The 20,111-nt window shown below is 71.1% G+C and carries 24 protein-coding genes; 15 read left to right on the top strand and 9 right to left on the bottom strand.

Features of this window, described 5'->3' with window-relative positions:
* Positions 1–18 precede the first annotated feature (18 nt).
* The 4 genes from ACQ0O7_RS27060 to ACQ0O7_RS27045 are packed head-to-tail and all read left to right on the top strand — an operon-like array spanning position 19 to position 3,317.
* Positions 19–555, top strand: a complete 537-nt coding sequence (locus ACQ0O7_RS27060; protein WP_430785613.1) for a sigma-70 family RNA polymerase sigma factor — start codon at positions 19–21, stop codon at positions 553–555.
* Positions 539–1,591, top strand: a complete 1,053-nt coding sequence (locus tag ACQ0O7_RS27055) for a hypothetical protein (protein WP_430785611.1) — start codon at positions 539–541, stop codon at positions 1,589–1,591. The genes ACQ0O7_RS27060 and ACQ0O7_RS27055 overlap by 17 nt, the downstream gene beginning before the upstream one ends.
* Positions 1,588–2,481, top strand: a complete 894-nt coding sequence (locus ACQ0O7_RS27050) for an ABC transporter ATP-binding protein (protein WP_430785654.1) — start codon at positions 1,588–1,590, stop codon at positions 2,479–2,481. Before ACQ0O7_RS27055 ends, ACQ0O7_RS27050 begins: the two co-directional genes overlap by 4 nt.
* Positions 2,478–3,317, top strand: coding sequence for an ABC transporter permease (locus tag ACQ0O7_RS27045; protein WP_430785609.1), 840 nt, complete (start codon positions 2,478–2,480; stop codon positions 3,315–3,317). The genes ACQ0O7_RS27050 and ACQ0O7_RS27045 overlap by 4 nt, the downstream gene beginning before the upstream one ends.
* Here ACQ0O7_RS27045 and ACQ0O7_RS27040 read toward each other — a convergent pair.
* Positions 3,270–3,716 carry a hypothetical protein gene (locus tag ACQ0O7_RS27040; protein ID WP_430785607.1) on the bottom strand — a complete coding sequence of 149 codons (447 nt, stop codon included), beginning with the start codon at positions 3,714–3,716 and terminating at the stop codon, positions 3,270–3,272. The genes ACQ0O7_RS27045 and ACQ0O7_RS27040 overlap by 48 nt on opposite strands.
* Complete coding sequence (locus ACQ0O7_RS27035; RefSeq protein ID WP_430785605.1) at positions 3,713–4,243, bottom strand: RNA polymerase sigma factor; 531 nt, start codon at positions 4,241–4,243, stop codon at positions 3,713–3,715. Before ACQ0O7_RS27035 ends, ACQ0O7_RS27040 begins: the two co-directional genes overlap by 4 nt.
* Between ACQ0O7_RS27035 and lexA the strand changes: the two genes are divergently transcribed.
* Entirely contained in the window at positions 4,206–4,946 is a 741-nt protein-coding gene (gene lexA, locus ACQ0O7_RS27030; RefSeq protein WP_430785653.1) for a transcriptional repressor LexA, read from the top strand. The genes ACQ0O7_RS27035 and lexA overlap by 38 nt on opposite strands.
* Positions 4,947–5,285: 339 nt before the next feature.
* On the opposite strand, the gene ACQ0O7_RS27025 is transcribed toward lexA, so the two are convergent.
* Both ACQ0O7_RS27025 and ACQ0O7_RS27020 read right to left on the bottom strand, forming a co-directional pair.
* Positions 5,286–5,753 carry a hypothetical protein gene (locus ACQ0O7_RS27025; RefSeq protein ID WP_430785603.1) on the bottom strand — a complete coding sequence of 156 codons (468 nt, stop codon included), beginning with the start codon at positions 5,751–5,753 and terminating at the stop codon, positions 5,286–5,288.
* Positions 5,754–5,963: 210 nt separating this feature from the next.
* Complete coding sequence (locus ACQ0O7_RS27020) at positions 5,964–7,169, bottom strand: MFS transporter (protein WP_430785601.1); 1,206 nt, start codon at positions 7,167–7,169, stop codon at positions 5,964–5,966.
* 59 nt (positions 7,170–7,228) lie between these two features.
* Between ACQ0O7_RS27020 and ACQ0O7_RS27015 the strand changes: the two genes are divergently transcribed.
* Both ACQ0O7_RS27015 and ACQ0O7_RS27010 read left to right on the top strand, forming a co-directional pair.
* Positions 7,229–8,287 (top strand): LacI family DNA-binding transcriptional regulator, encoded by a 1,059-nt coding sequence (locus ACQ0O7_RS27015; protein WP_430785599.1) that lies wholly within the window; start codon positions 7,229–7,231, stop codon positions 8,285–8,287.
* A 244-nt stretch (positions 8,288–8,531) separates the two neighbouring features.
* Positions 8,532–11,108: a tetratricopeptide repeat protein gene (locus ACQ0O7_RS27010; RefSeq protein WP_430785597.1), complete on the top strand. Its 2,577-nt coding sequence runs from the start codon at positions 8,532–8,534 to the stop codon at positions 11,106–11,108.
* Here ACQ0O7_RS27010 and ACQ0O7_RS27005 read toward each other — a convergent pair.
* Positions 11,084–11,689: a DNA-binding response regulator gene (locus ACQ0O7_RS27005; protein WP_430785595.1), complete on the bottom strand. Its 606-nt coding sequence runs from the start codon at positions 11,687–11,689 to the stop codon at positions 11,084–11,086. The two genes, ACQ0O7_RS27010 and ACQ0O7_RS27005, sit on opposite strands and share 25 nt — an antisense overlap.
* A gap of 151 nt (positions 11,690–11,840) precedes the next feature.
* Here ACQ0O7_RS27005 and ACQ0O7_RS27000 point away from each other — a divergent pair, with 151 nt between their 5' ends.
* The gene (locus ACQ0O7_RS27000) at positions 11,841–12,080 is read left to right on the top strand and encodes a hypothetical protein (RefSeq protein WP_430785593.1); all 240 of its coding nucleotides are present in this window, start codon (positions 11,841–11,843) and stop codon (positions 12,078–12,080) included.
* A 127-nt stretch (positions 12,081–12,207) separates the two neighbouring features.
* Here ACQ0O7_RS27000 and ACQ0O7_RS26995 read toward each other — a convergent pair whose 3' ends face one another.
* Both ACQ0O7_RS26995 and ACQ0O7_RS26990 read right to left on the bottom strand, forming a co-directional pair.
* On the bottom strand, positions 12,208–12,414 hold the full coding sequence (locus tag ACQ0O7_RS26995) for a DoxX family protein (protein ID WP_430785591.1): 207 nt from the start codon (positions 12,412–12,414) through the stop codon (positions 12,208–12,210).
* Between the two features lie 66 nt (positions 12,415–12,480).
* Positions 12,481–13,455 (bottom strand): hypothetical protein, encoded by a 975-nt coding sequence (locus ACQ0O7_RS26990; protein ID WP_430785589.1) that lies wholly within the window; start codon positions 13,453–13,455, stop codon positions 12,481–12,483.
* Positions 13,456–13,577: 122 nt separating this feature from the next.
* On the opposite strand from ACQ0O7_RS26990, the gene ACQ0O7_RS26985 reads away from it, so the two are divergent.
* The 5 genes from ACQ0O7_RS26985 (at position 13,578) to ACQ0O7_RS26965 (ending at position 17,076) form a co-directional block, all read left to right on the top strand.
* A complete protein-coding gene (locus ACQ0O7_RS26985; protein ID WP_430785587.1) occupies positions 13,578–14,648 on the top strand; it encodes a hypothetical protein in 1,071 nt (356 codons plus the stop codon).
* A gap of 40 nt (positions 14,649–14,688) precedes the next feature.
* On the top strand, positions 14,689–15,084 hold the full coding sequence (locus tag ACQ0O7_RS26980; protein WP_430785585.1) for a hypothetical protein: 396 nt from the start codon (positions 14,689–14,691) through the stop codon (positions 15,082–15,084).
* A 68-nt stretch (positions 15,085–15,152) separates the two neighbouring features.
* Positions 15,153–15,635 (top strand): GAF domain-containing protein, encoded by a 483-nt coding sequence (locus tag ACQ0O7_RS26975; protein ID WP_430785583.1) that lies wholly within the window; start codon positions 15,153–15,155, stop codon positions 15,633–15,635.
* A gap of 9 nt (positions 15,636–15,644) precedes the next feature.
* Complete coding sequence (locus tag ACQ0O7_RS26970) at positions 15,645–16,457, top strand: inositol monophosphatase family protein (protein WP_430785581.1); 813 nt, start codon at positions 15,645–15,647, stop codon at positions 16,455–16,457.
* Between the two features lie 55 nt (positions 16,458–16,512).
* Entirely contained in the window at positions 16,513–17,076 is a 564-nt protein-coding gene (locus ACQ0O7_RS26965; protein WP_430785579.1) for a dihydrofolate reductase family protein, read from the top strand.
* On the opposite strand, the gene ACQ0O7_RS26960 is transcribed toward ACQ0O7_RS26965, so the two are convergent.
* Both ACQ0O7_RS26960 and ACQ0O7_RS26955 read right to left on the bottom strand, forming a co-directional pair.
* Positions 17,051–17,974: a sigma-70 family RNA polymerase sigma factor gene (locus ACQ0O7_RS26960; protein ID WP_430785577.1), complete on the bottom strand. Its 924-nt coding sequence runs from the start codon at positions 17,972–17,974 to the stop codon at positions 17,051–17,053. The two genes, ACQ0O7_RS26965 and ACQ0O7_RS26960, sit on opposite strands and share 26 nt — an antisense overlap.
* Positions 17,971–18,687: a helix-turn-helix domain-containing protein gene (locus tag ACQ0O7_RS26955; RefSeq protein WP_430785575.1), complete on the bottom strand. Its 717-nt coding sequence runs from the start codon at positions 18,685–18,687 to the stop codon at positions 17,971–17,973. The genes ACQ0O7_RS26960 and ACQ0O7_RS26955 overlap by 4 nt, the downstream gene beginning before the upstream one ends.
* Before the next feature lie 127 nt (positions 18,688–18,814).
* Here ACQ0O7_RS26955 and ACQ0O7_RS26950 point away from each other — a divergent pair, with 127 nt between their 5' ends.
* Both ACQ0O7_RS26950 and ACQ0O7_RS26945 read left to right on the top strand, forming a co-directional pair.
* A complete protein-coding gene (locus tag ACQ0O7_RS26950; RefSeq protein ID WP_430785573.1) occupies positions 18,815–19,444 on the top strand; it encodes a hypothetical protein in 630 nt (209 codons plus the stop codon).
* Entirely contained in the window at positions 19,441–20,109 is a 669-nt protein-coding gene (locus tag ACQ0O7_RS26945; protein WP_430785572.1) for a DUF4166 domain-containing protein, read from the top strand. Before ACQ0O7_RS26950 ends, ACQ0O7_RS26945 begins: the two co-directional genes overlap by 4 nt.
* The last annotated feature ends 2 nt before the right edge of the window (positions 20,110–20,111 follow it).

Here is a 20,111-nt window from a genome sequence, read left to right as displayed (position 1 = left end):
CGGCGGTGCTTCCCTGGTGTGAAGGCACTGGTGACCCAGCGGGAGGACGCGATGCCGGCCTCCGTGCGATCCGACCTCGAACACGTGTTCCGGGCCGCGTACCCGAAGGTGGTGGGGGTGGCCGCCCGCGTCCTGGGTTCGCGGGACGAGGCGGAGGACGTGGCGCAGGAGACGTTCCTGGCGTTCAGCCGCACCGACGTGCCGCCGGGTGAGGCGATCGGCTGGCTGTGTGTGGCGGCGGCGCACACCGCGCTGAACCATCTGCGGTCGGGGCGCCGGCGGGTGTCGCGGGAGGAGGCGGCGTCGGACCGGGTCACGGTCGCCCCGGACGTCGCCGACACCGTCGTGGCCCGGGAGGACCGCTTGCGGGTACGGGCGGCGCTGGCCCGGCTGCCCCGAAAGCAGGCGGTGGCGCTGGTGTTGCGGCACAGCGGTTTGAGTTACGCCGAGGTGGCGGCCGCTCTGGATCTGGCGCCGGGCAGTGTGGGCACGACCGTACGGCGTGCCGAGTCCGCTCTTCGTGAGGAGTTGAACCGTGATGCGTCATCCCGCTGAGGGCCTGCTGCGGCGGCTGCTGGACGAGCCGGACGGGGTCGCGGCGGCCGATCGTGAGCACGTCGACGGGTGCCCGGAGTGCCGGGAGCGGATGGATCGGTCGGCCGGGGACGCGGCCCGGGTGGCGTCGGCGCTGGACTTCGATGTCGTACCGGATGTGGACGTGGCCTGGGACCGGCTCGCCGCGTCGTTGCGGGACGCTCCGGCGCCGGCCCGGAAGCGGCGCCGCCCGCGGACCCCGGTGATTGCGATCGCCGGGGTGACGGCCCTGCTGACCGGGGCCACGGCGGCCGCGGCCGGGAACTGGCTGCCGGTCTTCCACACCGAGCGGGTGGCCCCGGTGACCGTGCCGCAGGCCGACCTGGTGCACCTGCCGGAGCTGGACGAGCTGGGTGTGATGCGGGTGGAGAACCGCCCGGATCCGCGCAACGTCCCGGACGCGCGGACCGCCCGGGAGGTGACCGGGCTGCCCACGGCCACCGTCGGGGACCTGCCGCGGGGGGTGAGCGGGCAGCCCCGGTTCCTGGTGGCGGACCGGATCACCGGGGTGTTCCGGTTCGACCGGGCGCGGGCCGAACAAGCGCTGGGCGGGCCGGTTCCGGAGCCGCCGCCGGGTCTGGCCGACAGCGAGTTCCGGCTGACCGCGGGCCCGGCGGCGGCCACCGTCTGGCCGGGTGGCACGGGTGCTCCGGCGCTGGTGGTGGGCCGGGTGGTGGCGCCGCGGGCGTTCTCCACCGGGGTGCCGTTCGCGACCGCCCGCGACTATCTGCTGACGTTGCCCGGGTTGCCGGCCTCGATCGCCGGCCAGCTCGACGCGTTCACCGAGGGGACCACACTGCCTCTGCTGGTACGGGCGGGCACCGAGACCACGTCCACGGCCGAGGTGAACGGTGTCCCGGCGGTGGTGAAGTCGTCGGCTGACGGGGCGTTCTCGGCGGTGTTCTGGGTGCGGGACGGCCACGTCAACGCGGTCGGCGGCTCCCTGTCGGCCGCCGAGGTGCTGCGGGTGGCCGAGCAGGCCCGGTGGGTGCGATGACCGCCGCGGTCTGGGTGTCGCACCTGCGCAAACGGTACCGGCGGCGGGTGGCCGTGGACGGGGTGTCGTTCGCCGTGGCCCGGGGTGAGGTGCTGGGTCTGCTCGGGCCGAACGGCGCCGGCAAGACCACGGTGATCAAGATGATGCTGGGGCTGGTCCGGCCGGACGCGGGCGAGGTGATGCTGCTCGGCCGCCCGCACACCGATCCGCGCTCCCGGGAACGGGTCGGCTACCTGCCCGAGTTGTTCCGCTATCAGCCGTGGCTGACGGCCGACGAGGTGCTGCGGTTGCACGTACACCTCAGTGGTTTGACGATCGGTGACCGGGACCGGCGGGACAGCCTGGCGCTCGCCGGCCTCGCCGACCGTGGCGGCGACCGGGTCGGCGGCTTCTCCAAGGGCATGCAGCAGCGGCTCGGGCTGGCGGTGGCGCTGGTGGCCCGGCCGGACCTGGTGGTGCTCGACGAGCCGACCAGCGCCCTGGATCCGCTGGGCCGCGCCGACGTCCGGGACCTGCTGCTCTCGCTGCGCGAACGGCAGGTCGCCGTGCTGCTGAACTCGCACCTGATCGGCGAGGTGGAGCGGGTCTGCGACCGGGTGATGATCCTGGACCGGGGCCGGGTGGCCGCCTCCGGCACGCTGCCCGAACTGCTCGGCCGCCGGGAGTTGCGGCTGACCCTGACCGAGGTCGGCCCGGAGGCCGCCGCGTTGCTGACCCCGGGCACGCGCGACGGCGACCGTTTCACCGTCGCCATGCCGCCGGACGTGCCGGCGCTGATCGCCGATCTGGTGAAGGCCGGGGCGCGGGTCCATGCCGTCGAGCCGGCCCGGGTCAGCCTGGAGGAGCGGTTGCTGGCCATTCTGCGTACGTCCCACGAGGAGCACCCGTGACCGTCCTGACCATCGCCGCGCTCACCTTGACGGAGGCCACCCGTCGTCGGGTGCTGCGCTCGCTGGCGGTGCTGACCGTGCTGCTGCTGGGCCTCAGTGGCTGGGGGTTCTCCCGCCTGGCCGCCGAACAGGACGGTCTGACCAGTGGGGAGGCCATGGTCACCGGCTCGATCGTACTCAATCTGGTGATGTTCGGGTTCAGCCTGATCGCCGCGATGGGGACCGCGTTCCTGGCCGGCCCGACGCTGTCCGGCGAGGTCGAGTCGGGTGTCGCGCTGGCGGTGATGACCCGCCCGGTGCGCCGGTCCGCGGTGCTGTTCGGCAAATGGCTGGGCCTGGCCGTGTTCGGGACCGGGTTCGTCACCGTGGCGGGCGTCGCCCAGTTCACGATCGTGCGCCTGGCCGTCGGCTACTGGCCGCCGAAACCGGTCACCGGCCTGCTCCTGCTGGCCGCGCAGACCATCGTGCTGATGACGCTGGGCCTGCTGTTCGCCACGGTGATCTCGCCGATGGCGTCGGGCATCGTGGCGGTCGGCCTGTTCGGGGCGACCTGGATCGCCGGGGTGGTCGGCTCGGTCGGGGACGCCCTCGGCAACCCGGGCGTCGCCATGATCGGCACGGTGTCGCGGATGCTGCTGCCCACCGACGGCCTGTGGCGCGGGGCCATGAACTCGTTCCAGGACCCGGCCCTGCTCGCCCGGATCGGCACCGGGGTCGAGGAGTCGCCGTTCCTGAGCATGGCCCCGCTCACCGGGAGTTACCTGACGTGGGTGGCGATCTGGCTGGCCCTAGCCCTGGGCCTGGCCGCGGTCTCCTTCCAGCGCCGCGACCTGTGACCGCAACCGGTCACGCCACGCCCGCGCCCGGACCAGCAACACGATCGCCACAGTGGTCATCAGCAGTCCGGGCAGGGCCGCGAGCGGTCCGGCGATCACCCCGCTGACCAGTGCCGTAGCCGCGCTGAAGACGGTCGCCAGCCACGCCCCGGCCACCCGGTCGACGGCGAACAGAGGGCGCCGCACCAGTGCCCAGCCCGCGAGGACGGCCCAGGAGAGTCCGACAAGGATCAACCCCGCGAACGCCGCTCGGGTACGGCCGGGGAGGGCCCCCGGTTCGGTCGCCCAGAGTGTGCCGATCAGGGTGGCACCGGTCAGCCCGGCGATCCCGGCCGCCACGATCCGCCGCGACACCGGCCGGATCACCTGCTCGGGGGTGAACCCCGGTTCGTCGGTCATGCCGAGTATCCCTTCTCGATCATCTGGTCGCGCAGCTGTCGGCGGGCCCGGTTGAGCCGCGACTTGACCGTGCCCGCCGGGACGCCGAGGATCTGCGCGCAGTCGTCCAGCGCCAGATCGTGCAGGTAGAAGAGGAACAGCACCTCACGCTCCCGGGCCGGCAGCCCGGCCAGCCCGTCGGCGACCTGGGTGCGGTCCAGCACGATGCCGGCCTCGTCCCGGCCGGGCGCCGGTTCCTCGGGGACGTTTTTGTCATACCCCTCTCGTAGGTTGGCCTGGACCGAGCGGCGGGCGATCGTCAGCAGCCATGGGGCGAAGCGGTCCGGCTGGCGCAGCCGCGGCAGCGCCCGCAGGGCCCGCGCCCACACCTCCTGGCTGATGTCGTCGGCCCGCCCCCGGTCGCCCAGCATCGCGCGCACATAACGCCAGACCGGGAGGTGCCAGTGTCCGACCAGTTCGCCCAGCGCGCTCCGGTCACCGAGTTGCGCCCTGACCACCAGCCGGGCGTCGCGTTCCGCATCCGTCACATCAGAACAGTGCGCGGCGCGCCGGTTTGGGTTCACGTCCGCCATGAGGAAGGATCTCCAGGTGCTACCCGAGGAATTCGACACGTCAGTCCTGCCCGAGCGCCCGCGCCGCATCCTGACGGTGATCCGCGACGCCGCGGTCAAGCACGGCTACGCGCCGTCCACCCGCGAGATCGCCGACACGCTGGGCATGTCCACCTCCTCGGTCGGCCGTCATCTGCGCACCCTGGAGGAGCACGGTTTCCTGCGGCGCGGCCGGTCGGTGGCCCGCCCGGTCGACATCCGGATGTTCCTGGAGCCGTCCGGCGGCACCGAGCCCCGCTCCGGCGACACGGTGGGCGTCCCGCTGGTCGGCACGATCGCCGCCGGCACCCCGATTCTGGCCGACGAGTCCACCGAGGAGCTACTGAGCCTCCCCCGCGACCTGGTCGGCCGGGGCACCCTGTTCAGCCTGCGCGTCCAGGGCGACTCGATGGTCGACGCGGCGATCTGCGACGGCGACATCGTCGTGGTCCGCCAGCAGTCCGAAGCCTGGAACGGCGACATCGTCGCCGCCATGATCGACGATGAGGCCACGGTGAAGGTGTTCCAGCGCCGCTCCGGCCACGTCTTCCTGGAGCCCCGCAACCCGGCCTACACCCCCATCCCCGGCGACGAGGCCGTCATCCTGGGCAAGGTCGTCTCCGTCCTGCGCCGGGTCTGACCCCTCCATCCGCCCCTGCCCGCGGCTCGCCCACTCTCCCGCACCCGCATCGCCCTGCCGCACGTCCGCATTGCGGCGGCGCACGCCCGCACCGCACGCCCGCACCACCACGCCTCCGCTCACGCCTGACCCGCTGTCCCGCCCCGCCCTGGCTCCGCTTGCCGCCGGGTGCGGGGACTGGCATCATCGCGTCCATGATCGAGCGAATCGAGCCCTCCGCCCGCCGGTGAGCGTGCCGACCGAGCCCATGCCGCTCGGACCCCCTGGCACTCTGTTCGGCCACGCTCTGCGTCTGCATCGGCGGCATCCCGACGGCCCCCTTCCGGACGCCGGTGAGCCCTATCCGGACGGCGAGCCGCCATCCCGCTGATCCAGACCATCGGGCTGCTGTCGGACCAGTTCGCCCCGCTGGCCGCGGAGGCACTGCAACGCCGCCGTAGCGGTGCGCGAGCGCTGATCTGGCTGGCCGACCGGGTCACCGGCTGGGGGCGGGTCCACGTCGTCGAGGCGCTGTGCCGCCGGGGGACCGCCATCTCCCGGGCGTAACTGCTGCGCCACGCCTGCGACGGCGACCACCTCAACGGTTACTTCGCCGGTGAGGTAGCCACCGCCACCCACCTGCACGCGGCGATCACCGGCCCCGGCGTGGACGACGATCTGATCGATCACACCGGCCGCCTCCTGCGGATCATGGCGATCTGCGGCGGCATGGGCACCACTTTGGAACACTACCCACCGGCGCCGGCCCGAACTACGCGGCCTCGACATGAGCGTCACCCGCTTTGCCGCGGTGTCCTCGGCCCGCACCCCGGCTCCCCCGCGGCGGTCTGGAGGCGGTACCGCATCGACGACGAATGGTCCTGGCGGAGGCCGGCGCGCGGGCTGAGATCGCCGCGCTCGTGAGGCGCGATCCCGGGACGCCGGTGCCGGCCGCCGTCGAGCAGACGGCCGCGGTCCTGCCGGCGGCCTTGCGGAAGTGCGCAGCAGACCACCAGGCCGGCATAGCCGCACGGTCAGTCAGTGGTCGCCGGGCGTCCTCCGCCCGGCCCAGGTGCTGATCGGTGCCGCCGTCAGGGTGAAGGCCAGGGCGAGGGCGGCCACGCCGAGCAGCGCGCCACGCAGGTCGGTGGTCTCGGCCAGCAGGCCCACGTAGGCCGGGCCGAGCAGGAAACCCAGATAGGCGGTGGCGGCGACGGTGGAGGTGGCCCGGCCGTGCCGGGCCGGGTCGGTGTCGCGCAGGCTGCGGCTGAGCAGGGTGGGGAAGAGCGTCGCGGTGCCCAGGGCGGCGAGCACCAGCCCGGTCAGGGCCACCGCGATCGAGGGGGCGGTGGCCAGCACCACGCTGCCGGCGGTGGCCAGCGCGCCGCCGCCGAGCAGCATCGCGGTGGGGTGGCTGCGGGACAGCGGCGCCAGGCTGAGCCGGGCCAGCGCGGCGGTGGCGGCGAAGGTCGCCGGGGCCGCCGCCGCCAGCTGGGGTGCGGCGGTGAAGACGTCGGTGAGCATCACCGCGCCCCAGCTCTGGTGGGCGTTCTCGACGGCGTACGCCAAGGCTGCGACCAGCCCCACCACGAACAGCGGTGAACCCAGCAGGCTCGTGATCCGGCCCGCCCGCCGCGCCCGGTCACCGGCGGTTTCGCCCTGGCCGGTGGGGATCCGCAGTGCGGTGCCGGTCAGGTGAGCGGCCGTGGCCAGGGCGAGCATCACCGCCGCGACGACGGCGAAGGTCGCCGGCAGTGTCAGTCCGGTGCCCAGCAGTGCTCCGGCGGCCAGGCTGGCGATGACCACGCCGACCGAGAACAGCCCGTGGGAGCGGGTGAGCAGAGGCTTGCCGGTGACGTGTTCCGCACGCCCGGCCAGGGTGTTGATGGCCACGTCCGCGGCGCCGGAGGTGGCACCGACCAGGAGCATCCCGATGATCAGCGAGATCACCCCGTCGGCGCCGGCGGTGATCAGCAGACCGGCGCCGGCCAGTGCGGCCAGCAGCCAGGCCACCACGCGGAGCCCGAAGCGGTCCACCGCACGGCCGGTCAGGGCCATCGACGGCAGCGCGCCCAGGCCGACGAAGAGCAGGGCGGTGCCCAGTTGGCCCTCGCTGACCCCGGCCTGGGTGCGCAGCGCGGGCAGGGCCGCACCCCACGCACCCCAGAAGATCCCGAACGCGGCAAACGCGGTGTAAGGCGCGTAGGCGGCCCGCGCCCCGCGGATGGTGGTGTCACCAGTCATGCTTCGTAACGTTACACAAGCTCGCGTCGTAACGTTACACACCGCGATATGATGTCGTCGTGACCACACCCGCACGACGACGTCCGACCGTCAAAGACGTGGCCAGGCAGGCGGGAGTCGCGCCGATGACCGTCTCCTACGCCTTCAACCAGCCCGCGCGGGTCGCCGAGGCCACCCTGACCCGGGTGCTGGAGGCAGCGGCCGAGCTGGGCTACCGCCCCGACCGGACCGCCCGCGCCCTGCGCTCGGGGCGCGCCGGCCAGCTGGGGGTGGTGGTCGGGGAGCACCTGTCCTACCTGTTCGACAACCCGCAGGCGGCACAGTTCCTGGCCGGGATCACCGACGTCTGCGTCAGCGAGGACCTGGGAGTGGTGCTGATCCCCACCCGTGGGGACGCCGCCGACGTCGACCGGGTGCTGACCGCCGCGGTGGACGGCTACGTGCTGTGGACCACCGTCACCGACGATCCGGTGCTGGCCGCCGTCGCGGGCAGCGGACGGCCCGCGGCCGTCCAGGGCGGCCCGGCCCACCCCGGGCTGGCGGTCATCGGGCCCGACGACCGCGCGGCGGCGGCAGCGGTCGCGGCGGCCGCACCGCTTGCCGCGGCCACGCCCGTCATCATCAGCTTCCCCCTGGACCGGCGCCGCACCAGCGGTGTCCTGCGCGGCCACGACCTGCCCGCCGACCTGACCGACCCGCGGGCGGTCCCCTTCCCGGTCACCGGGGCCCGCCTGGCCGGCTACCGCGACGCACTGACCGAAGCCGGTCACGACTGGGCCGACGTGCCGGTCGCCGTGGTGGCCCGCAACCAGCGCGACCTCGGCACGGACGCCGCCGCGGCACTGCTCGCGACGCTGGAGGGCACCGGCCCGGTGGTGATGCTCGCGATGAGCGACGAGCTGGCCCTGGGAGCCCGCGGGGCGGCGGCCGGCGCACGGCGGGAGGTGGCGCTCACCGGGTGGGACGGCACACGGGAGGCCACCACCGCGGGCATCTGGTCGGTGGCGGCCCCACTGCGTGAGCAGGGCCGGGAGTGTGCGCGGGCGGCCCTGTCGAGGGACACCGGGTCACACCTGGTGCCATGGTCCGTGGTCGCGCCCGAGGTCCCGCGCTGGTAACGCCAGTCGATCCGATTCACCACCTCGTCGACGACCTGCTCCGCAGAAGTGATCGGTAGCGGGTCCGCGAACGACCGCACCGCGATGCCGCCTTCGGCGAGGTTTCAGCCAGGAAGGCTCGCTGGAGAAGAAGGAACCCGGCGTCGGCGTCGTCCTCGGCCAGCCTTTCACGGGAAGTCATGAATGTCGATAAGTAAGCGGTCGGCCGATCCCTTCCGGCATCGACAGAAGTCATGATGTTCCGGTGGGCCGACGAATGATCTCACGAACCGGGCGCCTGCTCCTCATCGCGGCGTCGATCACCGGGCTTGTCGCCACGGGCAGCCTCCTCGGCTGGTGGGGATTCCTGACCGGCACGAAGGCGGATCCTCTCTGGAATTGGGTGGAACGGATCAGCTGGGTCAGCGCATTCCTGGCCCTGATCCTCACGCTCTGGTACGAGCGCCGCGCTCGACTTGCACAGAAGCCGCCCCTTCCGGAACCAGAACCAGAATCGGAGCCGCTGAACAAGGCTGCGCCGGTCAACCACGATCCGGAGCGCATCAGGCTGGAAGAGGAGCTCGCGGCGCGCCGATCCGGGGTCATCCTGGTTCACGGCCCGGCCGGGGTGGGCAAGACGACGCTGGTCAATTGGGTGATCGCCAGGTCGGAAGAGGGGCCGGAACTGCAAAAATACGACCTTGTCGCCGGGGACGTCTTCGATACCTCGGAACTGGTCCAAATCCTCCACACGGCCACCGAACCACCCGCGATGGGCCTACGGCCGAAGCCGCTCCCGTTGCAGGAGATGGAGGTGGCCCTGGAGGACGAGACCGATCCGGCCGTCGTGATCGTGGTCGACGGCGCGCAGCGGCTATTGGAACCGGAGACGGACCGCTTCGTCGACCTTCACCTCAACGAGGCGCTCGCGGTGATCGCCGCCCACCGGAGCCGGCGGGTCAAGGTCATCTTGATCTCCGATCGGATCCCGGTCGCCGCCGGGAGTGCCACCTGGACCCGGGACACCGCCGTCGACATACCGGTGAGCCGCCTCTCCGAGCCCTATTTCCGGAGCTACCTCGAAATCCTCGATCCCACGGATTCTCTGGAGCTGTGGGATCGCTCGGACGACCTCTGTGACATCCTGCAGGGCCTGCCACGGAACGCCAACCTCTTCTCGGCGGCCCTCACCATCCCCGACGCCGGCCGATCGGCGAAGGAACTCAGCCGACTACTCGGCAGGACCGATGAGCAGGACCGATCCCGGACACTGGCCCAGTTGGTGGTGAAATCCCTCAGCTCGCAACACCGTAGTCTCGTCGCCGCAGTGGCCGCTTATGACATGCCGGTAACCTCCGGGGACGTCGCGACCCTTCTCGGTAAAGGCTTGTCCCCCGGACGCGTCGAGGACCTACTCGGTGAACTCGCCGGATATCACGTCATCATCCGGTTACGCCATTCGGCCGGATACCGCGTGATGGATCCCGAGATCATCACCGCACTGGAACGCAGCAGTGGGCGACTCAACGAGCTACGGCACGATGCAGCGTTGCTGCTGTACCAGAAGCGGAAGCAGCCAGCCCAGATCCATGGGCCCAAGGATCTCGACATCCTATTCACCGAGCTTCGCATCACTTTAAGTGCCGAGGACTGGCTCGAGGCATCCGACCGCATCAAGACAATCGATACTCATCTCATCCGGTGGGGCGCCTCAGGACTGCTGATGGAGTCCCGTCAACAGGTCGCCGAAAAGCTCCACGATCCCCTCGAGGAACTGCGCAACTACAACGCTCTGGGGTACGCCAGCACGTCCCGCGGAGACCACAAACGTGCGCGGCGGGCCTATCGGAAGGCCCTCGTCCTGACTGAGGGGCTGGGTCGCGCTGTCGAGGACCGACGCAAGATTGTCTTGAACATGGCTGACCTCGAATGGCAAGAGGGAAAGACCACCACAGCGAAGGGACTGTACGAGGACGCGCTGCACAGCGCCGAGCAAGAGAGTGACGACCCGGACCGTCTCAGGGCGCTCTCCGGTCTGGCTGACTGCCTACGCCGGCACGGCGATCACGGTCCGGCTATCCGGCACGGCCGTACCGCACTGTCCCTGGCCACCGTGATGGGTCTCCCGGTGGAACAGGTCGACCTCGCCGTCAAGATCTCCCGGTGGTTGTCCGAGCAGAACGAGAGCAGACAGGCATGGACGGTCATGGAGGACGCTCGCCTGGTCGCCGAGCGATATGCTGACCGCTCGCTGGATGCCCGGATCCTCGATGGCGAGGCGGACCTCTACCTGGATCAGGGGGACTTCGCCACGTCCCGCCTACATGCGGTCGAGGCGCTCCGGAAGGCCTTGGTGATACACGACCCGGTCACCGTTCTGCAAGCCCGGACGACACTGGCGATGGCCGCACTGCGTGACAACCGCCCGGACGAGGCCCGGGCCGAGATCGACCGGGCGAGCTGGTACCGGCGGGAGAACCGATCGCTCATCGTCCTCGCTCTTCAGGCGCTGATCGCGTTCCGGCAGGCCCCGGACGGACATGCCCGAGAACACTTCAAGAAGCTGGAGCAGGAGACGGCCGAGCGGTGTGAGCACGATCCGCTGGACTTCGCGGCCTGGGATCTGCACGCGATCGCCATCTGTGGGCTTGGCGTGGACCGGGATGGCCAGGCGGCCCGAGCAATGCAGGCGTTCGCCAGGGCACGTGCTATCTCCTCGGACTTTCCCGTCCTCAAGGAGCGCCTCAGATACATGCTCGGTATCGTCGCCGCCGGATCGGCGTCCTATCCCGCTCTGCGTGCGGCAGCCGGTGTGGATCAGCGGAGCCAACCCCGCTCCTGAGCCTGGACCAGCGCCTCCACTCTGCTGGCCACTCCCAGATCCCGGTACAGCGAACGTAGCAGCCGGTACATCGCCCGTTCCGAATACCCGACCTGGTCGGCGAGCTGCGCCACGGTGAGACCGGACGCCAGCTCGCGAAGCCAGGCGATCCGGCGCGGGGAGACCGGCACCGGCACGTCACGTCCCCGCGACTGGGCGGCGAGCGACGTGACCACCTCGACCGGCAGGACGGCACGGCCGTCGATGATGGCGTCGACGGAGCCGCACAGGACTTTCGGGGTCGCGTGGCGGGGAAGCAACGAGATCGCCCCTGCCCGGACCGCCCGCATCCCCACGGCAACGGCGGAATCCTCCAAGAGCGCCAGTACCTTCACCGGCGACCGGTCCGCACCCAGCCGGGTCAGCTCAAGCCAGTCGTCCTCGGAGACCACGGTCAATACCACGATGCCGCCGGCCGGATCATCCGCCCACCGCACTATGTCGGCCGGGGTGTCGACCTGATGGCCGGCTGCGGACAGGGCCGCCACCGCACCTTGCCGGAAGATCGGTAGCGGGTCCATGATCGCGACACGGACGCCCACCCCGGTGTTGTCCTTTCGTCATGCCGGATGAGCATCGTGTCAGGTTCCGGTCAGCAGCGGGGGGTGGGCTGCCCTCGAACATGTCCTGGACCTGCCGGAAACGGTCTGCCTACGGTCAATGGAGGTAGCCCCATCACCGAGGGAGCCGCACGTGGTCCAGGACGACGACGAACGTCACATCAGGCCGTCCGAGCCTCGCAGCGACGATGCGAGGCTTCCCACCAGGGAGCCGTCCGAGAAGGCGAAGGAATTCATCCTGCGATTCGCCCAGACTTACTCCGGCCTGGGACGGAACGCCATTCTGGCGGAAGCCCGGCGGCAGATCGGCAACGTCACGATGCCGGAAGTGAACTGGGTCCTTCGCAAATACAACCTGCCGAATCAACGCTGATGAAAACCACTGCTGGGTGAGGCTGAAGTCCGGCGGGACGGCCATCAAATAGCCGGCGTCCCAGCTGCGGGGCCGGACGGACGGCGTCGCGGTGCCGGCTGATGTGCACGAGCCGCATCAGCGCAGGTTAATAGAGGTGGACCAGGTTGACGACCAGATTGGTGACGACCGTGACGAAGAAGATCGCCCAGCCGGCCAGGTCGCGGGAGCCGACCCGCAGGTGGGCGATCAGCGCGCCGGTGAAGTACAGGACCAGCCCGATCGCGGCGGCGGTGCCCAGTGCGGGGAGCGCGAAGCCGGCGAGCAGGGTGACAGTGACATGGGCGGCGTGCACGGTTCCTCCTCTGTGGGCGGTTCGGAGGAGGACGGGGCACGCCGCCGGAATGTGACACCGGGCGTGTTACTTCAGCGGATCCCACGACTTGACGAACCAGCGCCGCAACGACTTGGCCAGGTCGGTGTGGTTGGCCGCCCACACGTCGTCGTAGAGGAAGAGCTGCTGGTGGCCGTACTCGTCGTGCAGGTGCAGGCTGGCCTGGGCCAGGTGCTCGCCGACCAGGACGCGGCCCTTGGCGGGGAACCGGCTGCCCAGCGGGCCGGGGATCTCGTCGCGGCCCTCGACCCGGGCCATCACCTCCAGCACGATCCGGTGGGCTTCGGCCTGGTCGCCGGCCATGCCGTCGACGTCGAGGACCTGGTCGTGCCAGGCGCCCCAGCGGTTGACCCGGTCCAGGGCGGCGGCCAGATCGTCGTCGGGGCCGATCGCGGCGCGCAGCAGGACCACCTCGTACGGCCAGTCGCCGTGCACGTCGGAACGGCGCAGCCAGGCGGCCAGCTCGGGGACGCGCACGCCGGGCAGCCTCACCGACACGCCCTGGGTGTCCCAGTCGACGTCGCCGAGCTGGGACGCGACGACGGTGGTGACCGGTTCGGTGTCACTCGGGCGGGTGGACTCCTCGGGGAGCGGCCACTGCTCGTGCACCGGGTAGGCGAGCCGGTTCGGCCACTCGTCGACCAGGCTCTGATCGAGGAAGAAATACGCCAGGGGCACCTCGTCGTCGTCGGTCAGCGCCCGGACACTGCGCTCATCGACGATCACCTTGCCTTCCACGTACAGCTGCTTCTTCAGCAGTTTGCGCAGCTCACGCATCGACTTCGGTGGGGCCGGGCGGCCGTCGAAGGCGGTGTGCAGCCCGTACACGTCGACGCCCAGCTCGGTCTCCAGCCAGGCGGCCGGGTCGTCGCCGGACTCCTCGCACGCCCGGCGGAACCAGTCGAGCACGGTCGCGTCGGGCAGCCGCCGCACGTGCTTGCCGAGGAGACCCTGATAGGGAGAGCGGTAGACGAAATAGATCACCCGATCATCATCGAGCACGGGTACGACAAAAAGCGGTCGTCACCCGACGTTGACACTTGATACGAGGCTGTGTCATCAACATTTCATCTGCCTTGTTGATCATTCACCGGACATGTACGGGGGACGACAAGGAGATGGCGATGCCGCGGCGCGTGTTCGTGCACATCGGGGCACCCAAGACCGGCAGCACCTATGTGCAGAACGTGCTCTTCGACAACGCCGAGCGGCTGGAGAAGGCGGGCATCCTGATCCCGGCCACGTTCGCCGCCCACGACCAGGCGATGACCGATCTGCGGGAGGTGCCGTGGCGGGACCCGGAGGCGTACTGGACGTGGGATCTGCTGGCCGAGAAGGCCGCCGCGTTCCGCGGTGACGTCATCCTGACCAGCGAGGGATTCGGCGCGGCCAGCGCCGAGCAGGCCAAACGCGCGGTGGAGAGCCTGCAGCCGGCCGAGGTGCACGTGGTGGTGGCCGCCCGCGACCTGTGGCGCACCTTCCCGTCGATGTGGCAGCAGAGCATCCGGGCCCGGGGCACCTGGCGGTTCGAGGACTTCCTGGCCGCGGTGGAGAAGGGCGAGTTCGAGGGGTTCTGGGAGCATTACACGGCCAACCGGATGTTCCTGCGCTGGGGCGATCTGGTGCCACCCGCGCAGCGTCACCTGGTCACCGTCCCGCCGCCGGGGGTGTCGCACGACCTGCTGTGGCAGCGGTTCGCCGGGGTGTTCGGCATCCCCGACGGCCTGTGCGAGATGACCGAACCGACCGCCAACCCGTCACTGGGCGCCCCGGAGATCGAACTGTTGCGCCGGGTCAACGCCGCGCTCGGCGACCGGTACCCGCACCGGATGCCGTACCAGCGGGTGGTCCAGCAGCATCTGGTCAAGGCGGTGCTGCAGAAACGCGCCAACAACGTGCGTTTCGGGGTCGGACTGGACCGCGCCGACTGGGTGATGGCCCTGGCCGAGGAGCAGATCAACCAATTGCGGGCGTACGACTGTCACATCGTCGGAGATCTGGACGAGTTGCGGCCGGCCGTGATGACCGATTCGCACAGTCCCGGTGAGCTGGCCGACCGTCAGCTCCTGGACGCGGCCGTCGAGACCATCGTCGGCATGATCGGCCACGCCGACGAGCTGCGCCAGATGATCCCGCCGGGGCACTCCGGCGTGCTGGCCCGGGTCCGGCGCGGAATCCGCCGCCGGCTCGGCTGACTTCGGTCCCGGCGGTGTCCGCGGCGGGCAGAATGGCCGGGTGACCGATGGTGACTCCGTCCGCGACATCCTTCGTGACATCTGGAACCGGGCCTGTGAACAGGGCGGCTCCGGAGTCGGTGACCGGCATCTGGCCGCCCTGATCCTGGTCGACAACATGGTGCAGAACGGCGGCCCGAACCACGCGGCGGACAGCTGCGAACCCGCCGAACTGGCCGCCGCGGCGCGGGCGGCCCGCTATTTCGGGCTCGACGACGTGGCCGCCTTCATCGAGGACGTGCCGCAGGCGGCCAGCGACCGCGACGACGACGATGCCGAGGACCGGCTCTCCGACGTCTACTTCCGGATCCTCCCGGACGGCAGCCGGTACGACGCCGCCCTCGCCGCCCGGTACGCCGCCGCCCCGCAGGACTTCGACCCGACACCGAGCGGCTGAACCGGCCGCACCCCAGACGCAACCCGCGATTGTGTGGCCGCGGGCCGGCACGCGCCGAAAGGGCTGACATGATCGACAATCTGCGGGTGATCGGCGCTCTCGACTTCGATCACCCCGGCCTGCGGGCCGCCCTGGACCAGATCACCCGGCGCACCGCCGACCGGACCGGCCTGCCGATGTGCCTGGCCACCCTGGTGATGGACACCGCCCAGCTGATCACCGGCTCGCACGGTGTCTCCGGCATGTGGCTGGACGAGGCGTCCGGCACCCCGATCGAATGGTCGTTCTGCGCGTCGGTGGTGCGGACCCGGGCGCCGTACGTCCTCGGCGACGCCGCCCGCGACCCGGTGCACGCCACCAACCCGGTGGTCACCGTCGGCGGGATCCGCAGCTACGCCGGTGTGCCGCTGGTCCTGGAAGGCGCCGTGGTGGGCGCGCACTGCCTGCTCAGCGACCGGGTGCACACCTTCACCGACGTGGACCTGGCCGCCCTGTCCGACGGGGCCCGCGACATCGTCACCGTGCTGTACCGCTATCTCACGGTGGTCTAGTTTGACCGGATGCCGATCTCGGACATCGACCTGGCCATCGCCGCCGCCGACGCCGGCGCCGAGGTGGTGCGCTCGTACTACGGCTCGTCGCTGACCCACTTCGAGAAGCTCGCCGGCGATTTCGCCACCACCGCCGACATCGACGCGGAACAGGCGATCCTCACCGTTCTGCGGGCGGCGCGACCGGACGACCAGGTGCAGGGAGAGGAGAGCGGCCGTACGGGTACCGGCCCCGCCTCCCGCCTGTGGCTCGTCGACCCGCTCTGCGGCACCCTCAACTACGCGGTCCGCAACATGCTGGTGGCGGTGAACGTGGCCCTGCGCACCGGCACCCGGGTGTCGGCGGCCGCGGTGGCCGACCCGTTCGCCGGCGAGGTGTTCTGGACCGACGGCGAGAACGCCCGGCTCCGCCGCGACGGCAGCGGCGAACCACTGGTCCCGTCGGCGGACTCCAACCTGGTCGACCTGAACCTGGACCCGCCGTTCCCCAACCGGGACACCTTCCGCGCCGCCACCATGCTGGCCGACGACCGATTCGTGGCCCGCTTCCGCCCACGGGTGGTGTCCACGACGCTGGCGGTGGCGTGGGTGGCGGCCGGGCGTCGGGCCGCCTACGTGACCGACGGGCACCTCGAGGACAGCGTCCACTTCGCCGCCGGGATAGCCCTGTGCCAGGCCGCCGGCTGCGTGGTCACCGACATCGACGGCGCCCCGGTACACACCGGCCGAGGCGGCCTGGTGATCGCGGCCGACGCCCGTACCCACGCCGATCTGCTGTCCCTCATCGCCTCCCAAACGCGCGGCCTGGACCGTACCGATTAGTTTTCCGCGCCCGGCCCGTCGGTACGTTGAGATCGACTCACGGAGGGTTGGCACGATGCGAAAACTGATCTTCGCGATGAACCTGAGCCTGGACGGCTACATCGCCGCACCCGGTGACGACCTCGGCTGGAGTGTGCCGAGTGACGAGCTGTTCCAGTGGTGGTCCGACCGGGTGGCGGCGACCGGCCTGGCCCTGTACGGGCGCCGCCTGTGGGAGGGCATGAGCGCCCACTGGCCGACCGCCGACCAGCAGCCGGGCGCCACCCCGGCTCACATCGAGTACGCCCGCCGCTGGCGCGCCATGCCGAAGGTGGTGTTCTCGTCCACCATCGATGCGGTGGACGGGAACGCCCGCCTGGTCACCGGCGACGCGATCGCCGAGATCACCCGGTTGAAGGCCGAGGACGGCAGCCCGATGGACCTGTGCGGCGCCGCCCTGGCCGCGTCGGCCATGCGCGCCGGGCTGATCGACGAGTATGTGCTGCTCACCGCCCCGGTCCTGATCGGTGCCGGCACCCCGTTCTTCACCGCTCTGGACAACTGGGTGAACCTGAACCTGCTGGAGACCCGGACGCTCTCCGGCGGGGTGGTGCTCACCCGGTACGAGACGCGGCGATGACCGGGGGCAGTCCGAGCCAGGGTCGGCCGTCCGCCTCGAACCCGGTGAGTTCGGTGATCAGCCCGCCGTCGATGTGCAGCACCGCGATGGTGAACAGCCGGTGTTCGGTGTCGCCGGGGCCGCGGAGGTAGAGCGCTGCCGCGGGCATCCGGTTGAGGGTGACCGGAAGCCCGCGCCAGTCGTCGTACCCGTGCTGGAAGAGCCCGGCGCCGACCCAGCCGTCCACTGCCTCCCCGGCCGTGGTGCTGGTCGTGCCGGGGTCGGGCAGCATCACGAAGCGCAGATCGTCGCGGAGCAGGGACACCAGCCCGGCGAGGTCGTTGCGTTCATGACATCGCATGTACGCCCGGACCACCCCGCGTTCTTCGGGCGACAGTTCCCGGGTGGCCGGGCTCCGCCAGTCGAGCCGGCGGCCGGGCAGCTGTTCGCGCAGGGTCACCCGGGCCCGCTGCAGCGCGCTGGTCACCGCGGCGACGGTCAGGTCGAGGGTGCCGGCGGCTTGCGCGGCGGGCCAGCCGAGGATGTCGCGCAGGATGAGCACCGCCCGCTGCCGGGGTGGCAGGTGCTGGACGGCGACGATGAACGCGAGTTCGATCGTCTCCCGCGCCACGATCGACTCCTGCGGGTCCTCGGGCAGCATCCGGTCGGGGTACGGCTGCAACGGGGACGTGCCGCGTCTGGCCAGCAGGTCGAGGCAGGCGTTGGTGGCGATCCGGTACAGCCAGGTCCGCAGCGAGGACTGGCCGCGGAACGACTCCCGCCGGTGCCAGGCACGCAGCAGCGTCTCCTGCGTCATGTCCTGGGCGTCCTCGTAGTTCGCGAGCATCCGGTAGCAGTGCACCTGCAGCTCACGACGGTGGCGCTCGGCCAGGAGGGCGAAATCCGGGTCAGCGCTCAATTCGCCGGACCGCTGTGCAGGATCTCGCGGGCCTGGCCGGCGGCGCGGGCGATGCTCTCCGAGACGAAGTCGACGAACCGGGCGATGTTCTCCAGGCGGGCGGCGGCCGGGGTGCCCGGCCCGAGCACTGTCACACCCTGGCGGGCGATCTCGCCGAGGTGGGCGGTGGAGCGGGCGCTGGCCATCGTGGACTGGTACATCACGTCGTCGTCGACGACGTAGCGTTCGCGGCGGCGGTCGTCGCGTTCCCGGCGGATCAGGCCCTGGCTCTCCAGGAAGGTGATCGCCTTGGAGACCGAGGCCGGGCTGACCCGCAGGCGGGCGGTGAGTTCGGCGGCGGTGGCGCCCCCGGAGTCGGTGGTGTAAAGCACGGCGAGGGTGCGCGCGGTCATCCGGGGCAGTCCGTTGCTGGCGAAGACGGCGGCGAACGTCTCCTCGTACTCCCGGACCGCCGCGCTGTCCCGGCCGAACGGCTCGGCGACCGTACCGGGGCGTCCCGGGGTGACCGCACGGCGGCGGCGCGCCCGGTGCTCGGTGGCGTGATGGGCCAGGTCGGCGCGGTAGGCGCCGGGCCCGCCGTTGCGCATCACCTCGCGGGTGACGGTGGAGGTGGGGCGGTCCAGCCGCCGGGCGATCTCGGCGTAGGCCAGCCCTTCGGCCAACCCCGCGGTGATCTGCTGGCGCTCCTGCTGGGTGAGCCGTCCTCCCGGCATCGCGGTCCCCCTCGACGATCCGAACGTGTGCGCGGCCACCCTAACCCATCCCCCGACACTCTTGAGCGATCGCTCAACTCCGGCTACCGTCTTGAGCAGTCGCTCAAACAGTTCGTGGAGGTACGCCGTGGCCAGGGTCTACGTCGAAACGACCATCGACGCGCCACTCGACCGGATCTGGGCAGCCACCCAGGATCACCGGCAGCACAGCCGCTGGGACGTCCGCTTCGGCCGCATCGACCCGGTGCCCGGCAGCACACCGGCAGCGTTCACCTACGCCACCGCGATCCTGCCCGGCGTCGAGATCGCCGGCTCCGGCACCCACACCGGCGACCGGCGCACCCCCGGAGGCGGGGCGGTGTCGGCGCTGCGCTTCGCCTCCCCGGACCCCCGGTCACCGATCCGCGAGGGCGCCGGCTATTGGCGATACGTCCCGGTCGCCGGCAAGATCAAATTCCTGACCGGGTACGCGTACCGAACCCGCTGGGGTCCCGCCGGGCGCCTGATCGATCTGGTGTTCGGACCGCTCTTCGGCTGGGCCACCGCCTGGTCCTTCGACCGTCTCCGGCTCTGGCTCGAACACGGCGTCACCCCCGAACGCGCCCTTCGCAACGCCCGCACCGAACTGACCGCCCGCCTGCTGTTCACGGTCGCCGTCATCGCGGCCGGGTGGTGGCCGCTCGCACCGCTGGCCGTCCTGGTGCCGCCGCACCCGCACACCCCAGCCGCCCGCCGCTGCCGGAGGTCCCCGCGATGACATCGGCGTTCCAGCAGGCGATGCGCGACGACTTCGACCACCTGCACCCGAGGTTGCAGCGCCGCTTCGGCGTCGACGGCGTGCGGGATCAGGGCTGTATCGGCACCGGCGTGATGGACCGGGTGTGGCGCGGCCCGGCGTTCACCGTCCCGTTCCTGCACCTGGGCACCCTGAGGCACATCCTGTTCCCGGAGACCGGCAGCGCCATCCCGTTCACGATCGAGAACTACGCCTATCCGGACACGTACGGCAGACCGACGTTGACCTTCGTCCGCACGTTCCAGGTCCGCCCGCACCGCCGCCGCCGCTTCGACGCCACCATGGTCTACGACAGTTCCCGCGACGTGGTGGTCGACTACCTGGGCACCACGCAGCACCTGGCGGTCGACCTGGACGTGTCCACCGACGGCGCCGGCGGCCTGCGGATCCGCAGCACCACACAGACCTTCCGCGGCGGCGTACGCTGCCCCCGCACGCTGACCGGCGACGCCGAGGTCCACGAGACGTGGGACCAGCGGGCCGAGTGTTTCCGCATCCGGGTGACCGTGACGAACCGCCGCTTCGGCCCCCTGTTCGGCTACCACGGCACCTTCACCGCCGCCTATGCCCCGGCCGGCACTCCGGTCCCGGCCGCCGTCCGCCCTCTACGCGAAAATCCCGCCTGACC

Origin of the sequence: Actinoplanes sp. G11-F43 (assembly GCF_050589265.1) — a bacterium.
Taxonomy (GTDB): domain Bacteria; phylum Actinomycetota; class Actinomycetes; order Mycobacteriales; family Micromonosporaceae; genus Actinoplanes.
Note: the sequence above shows the minus strand (reverse complement) of the source record. Positions and strands in the feature narration are given on the sequence as shown.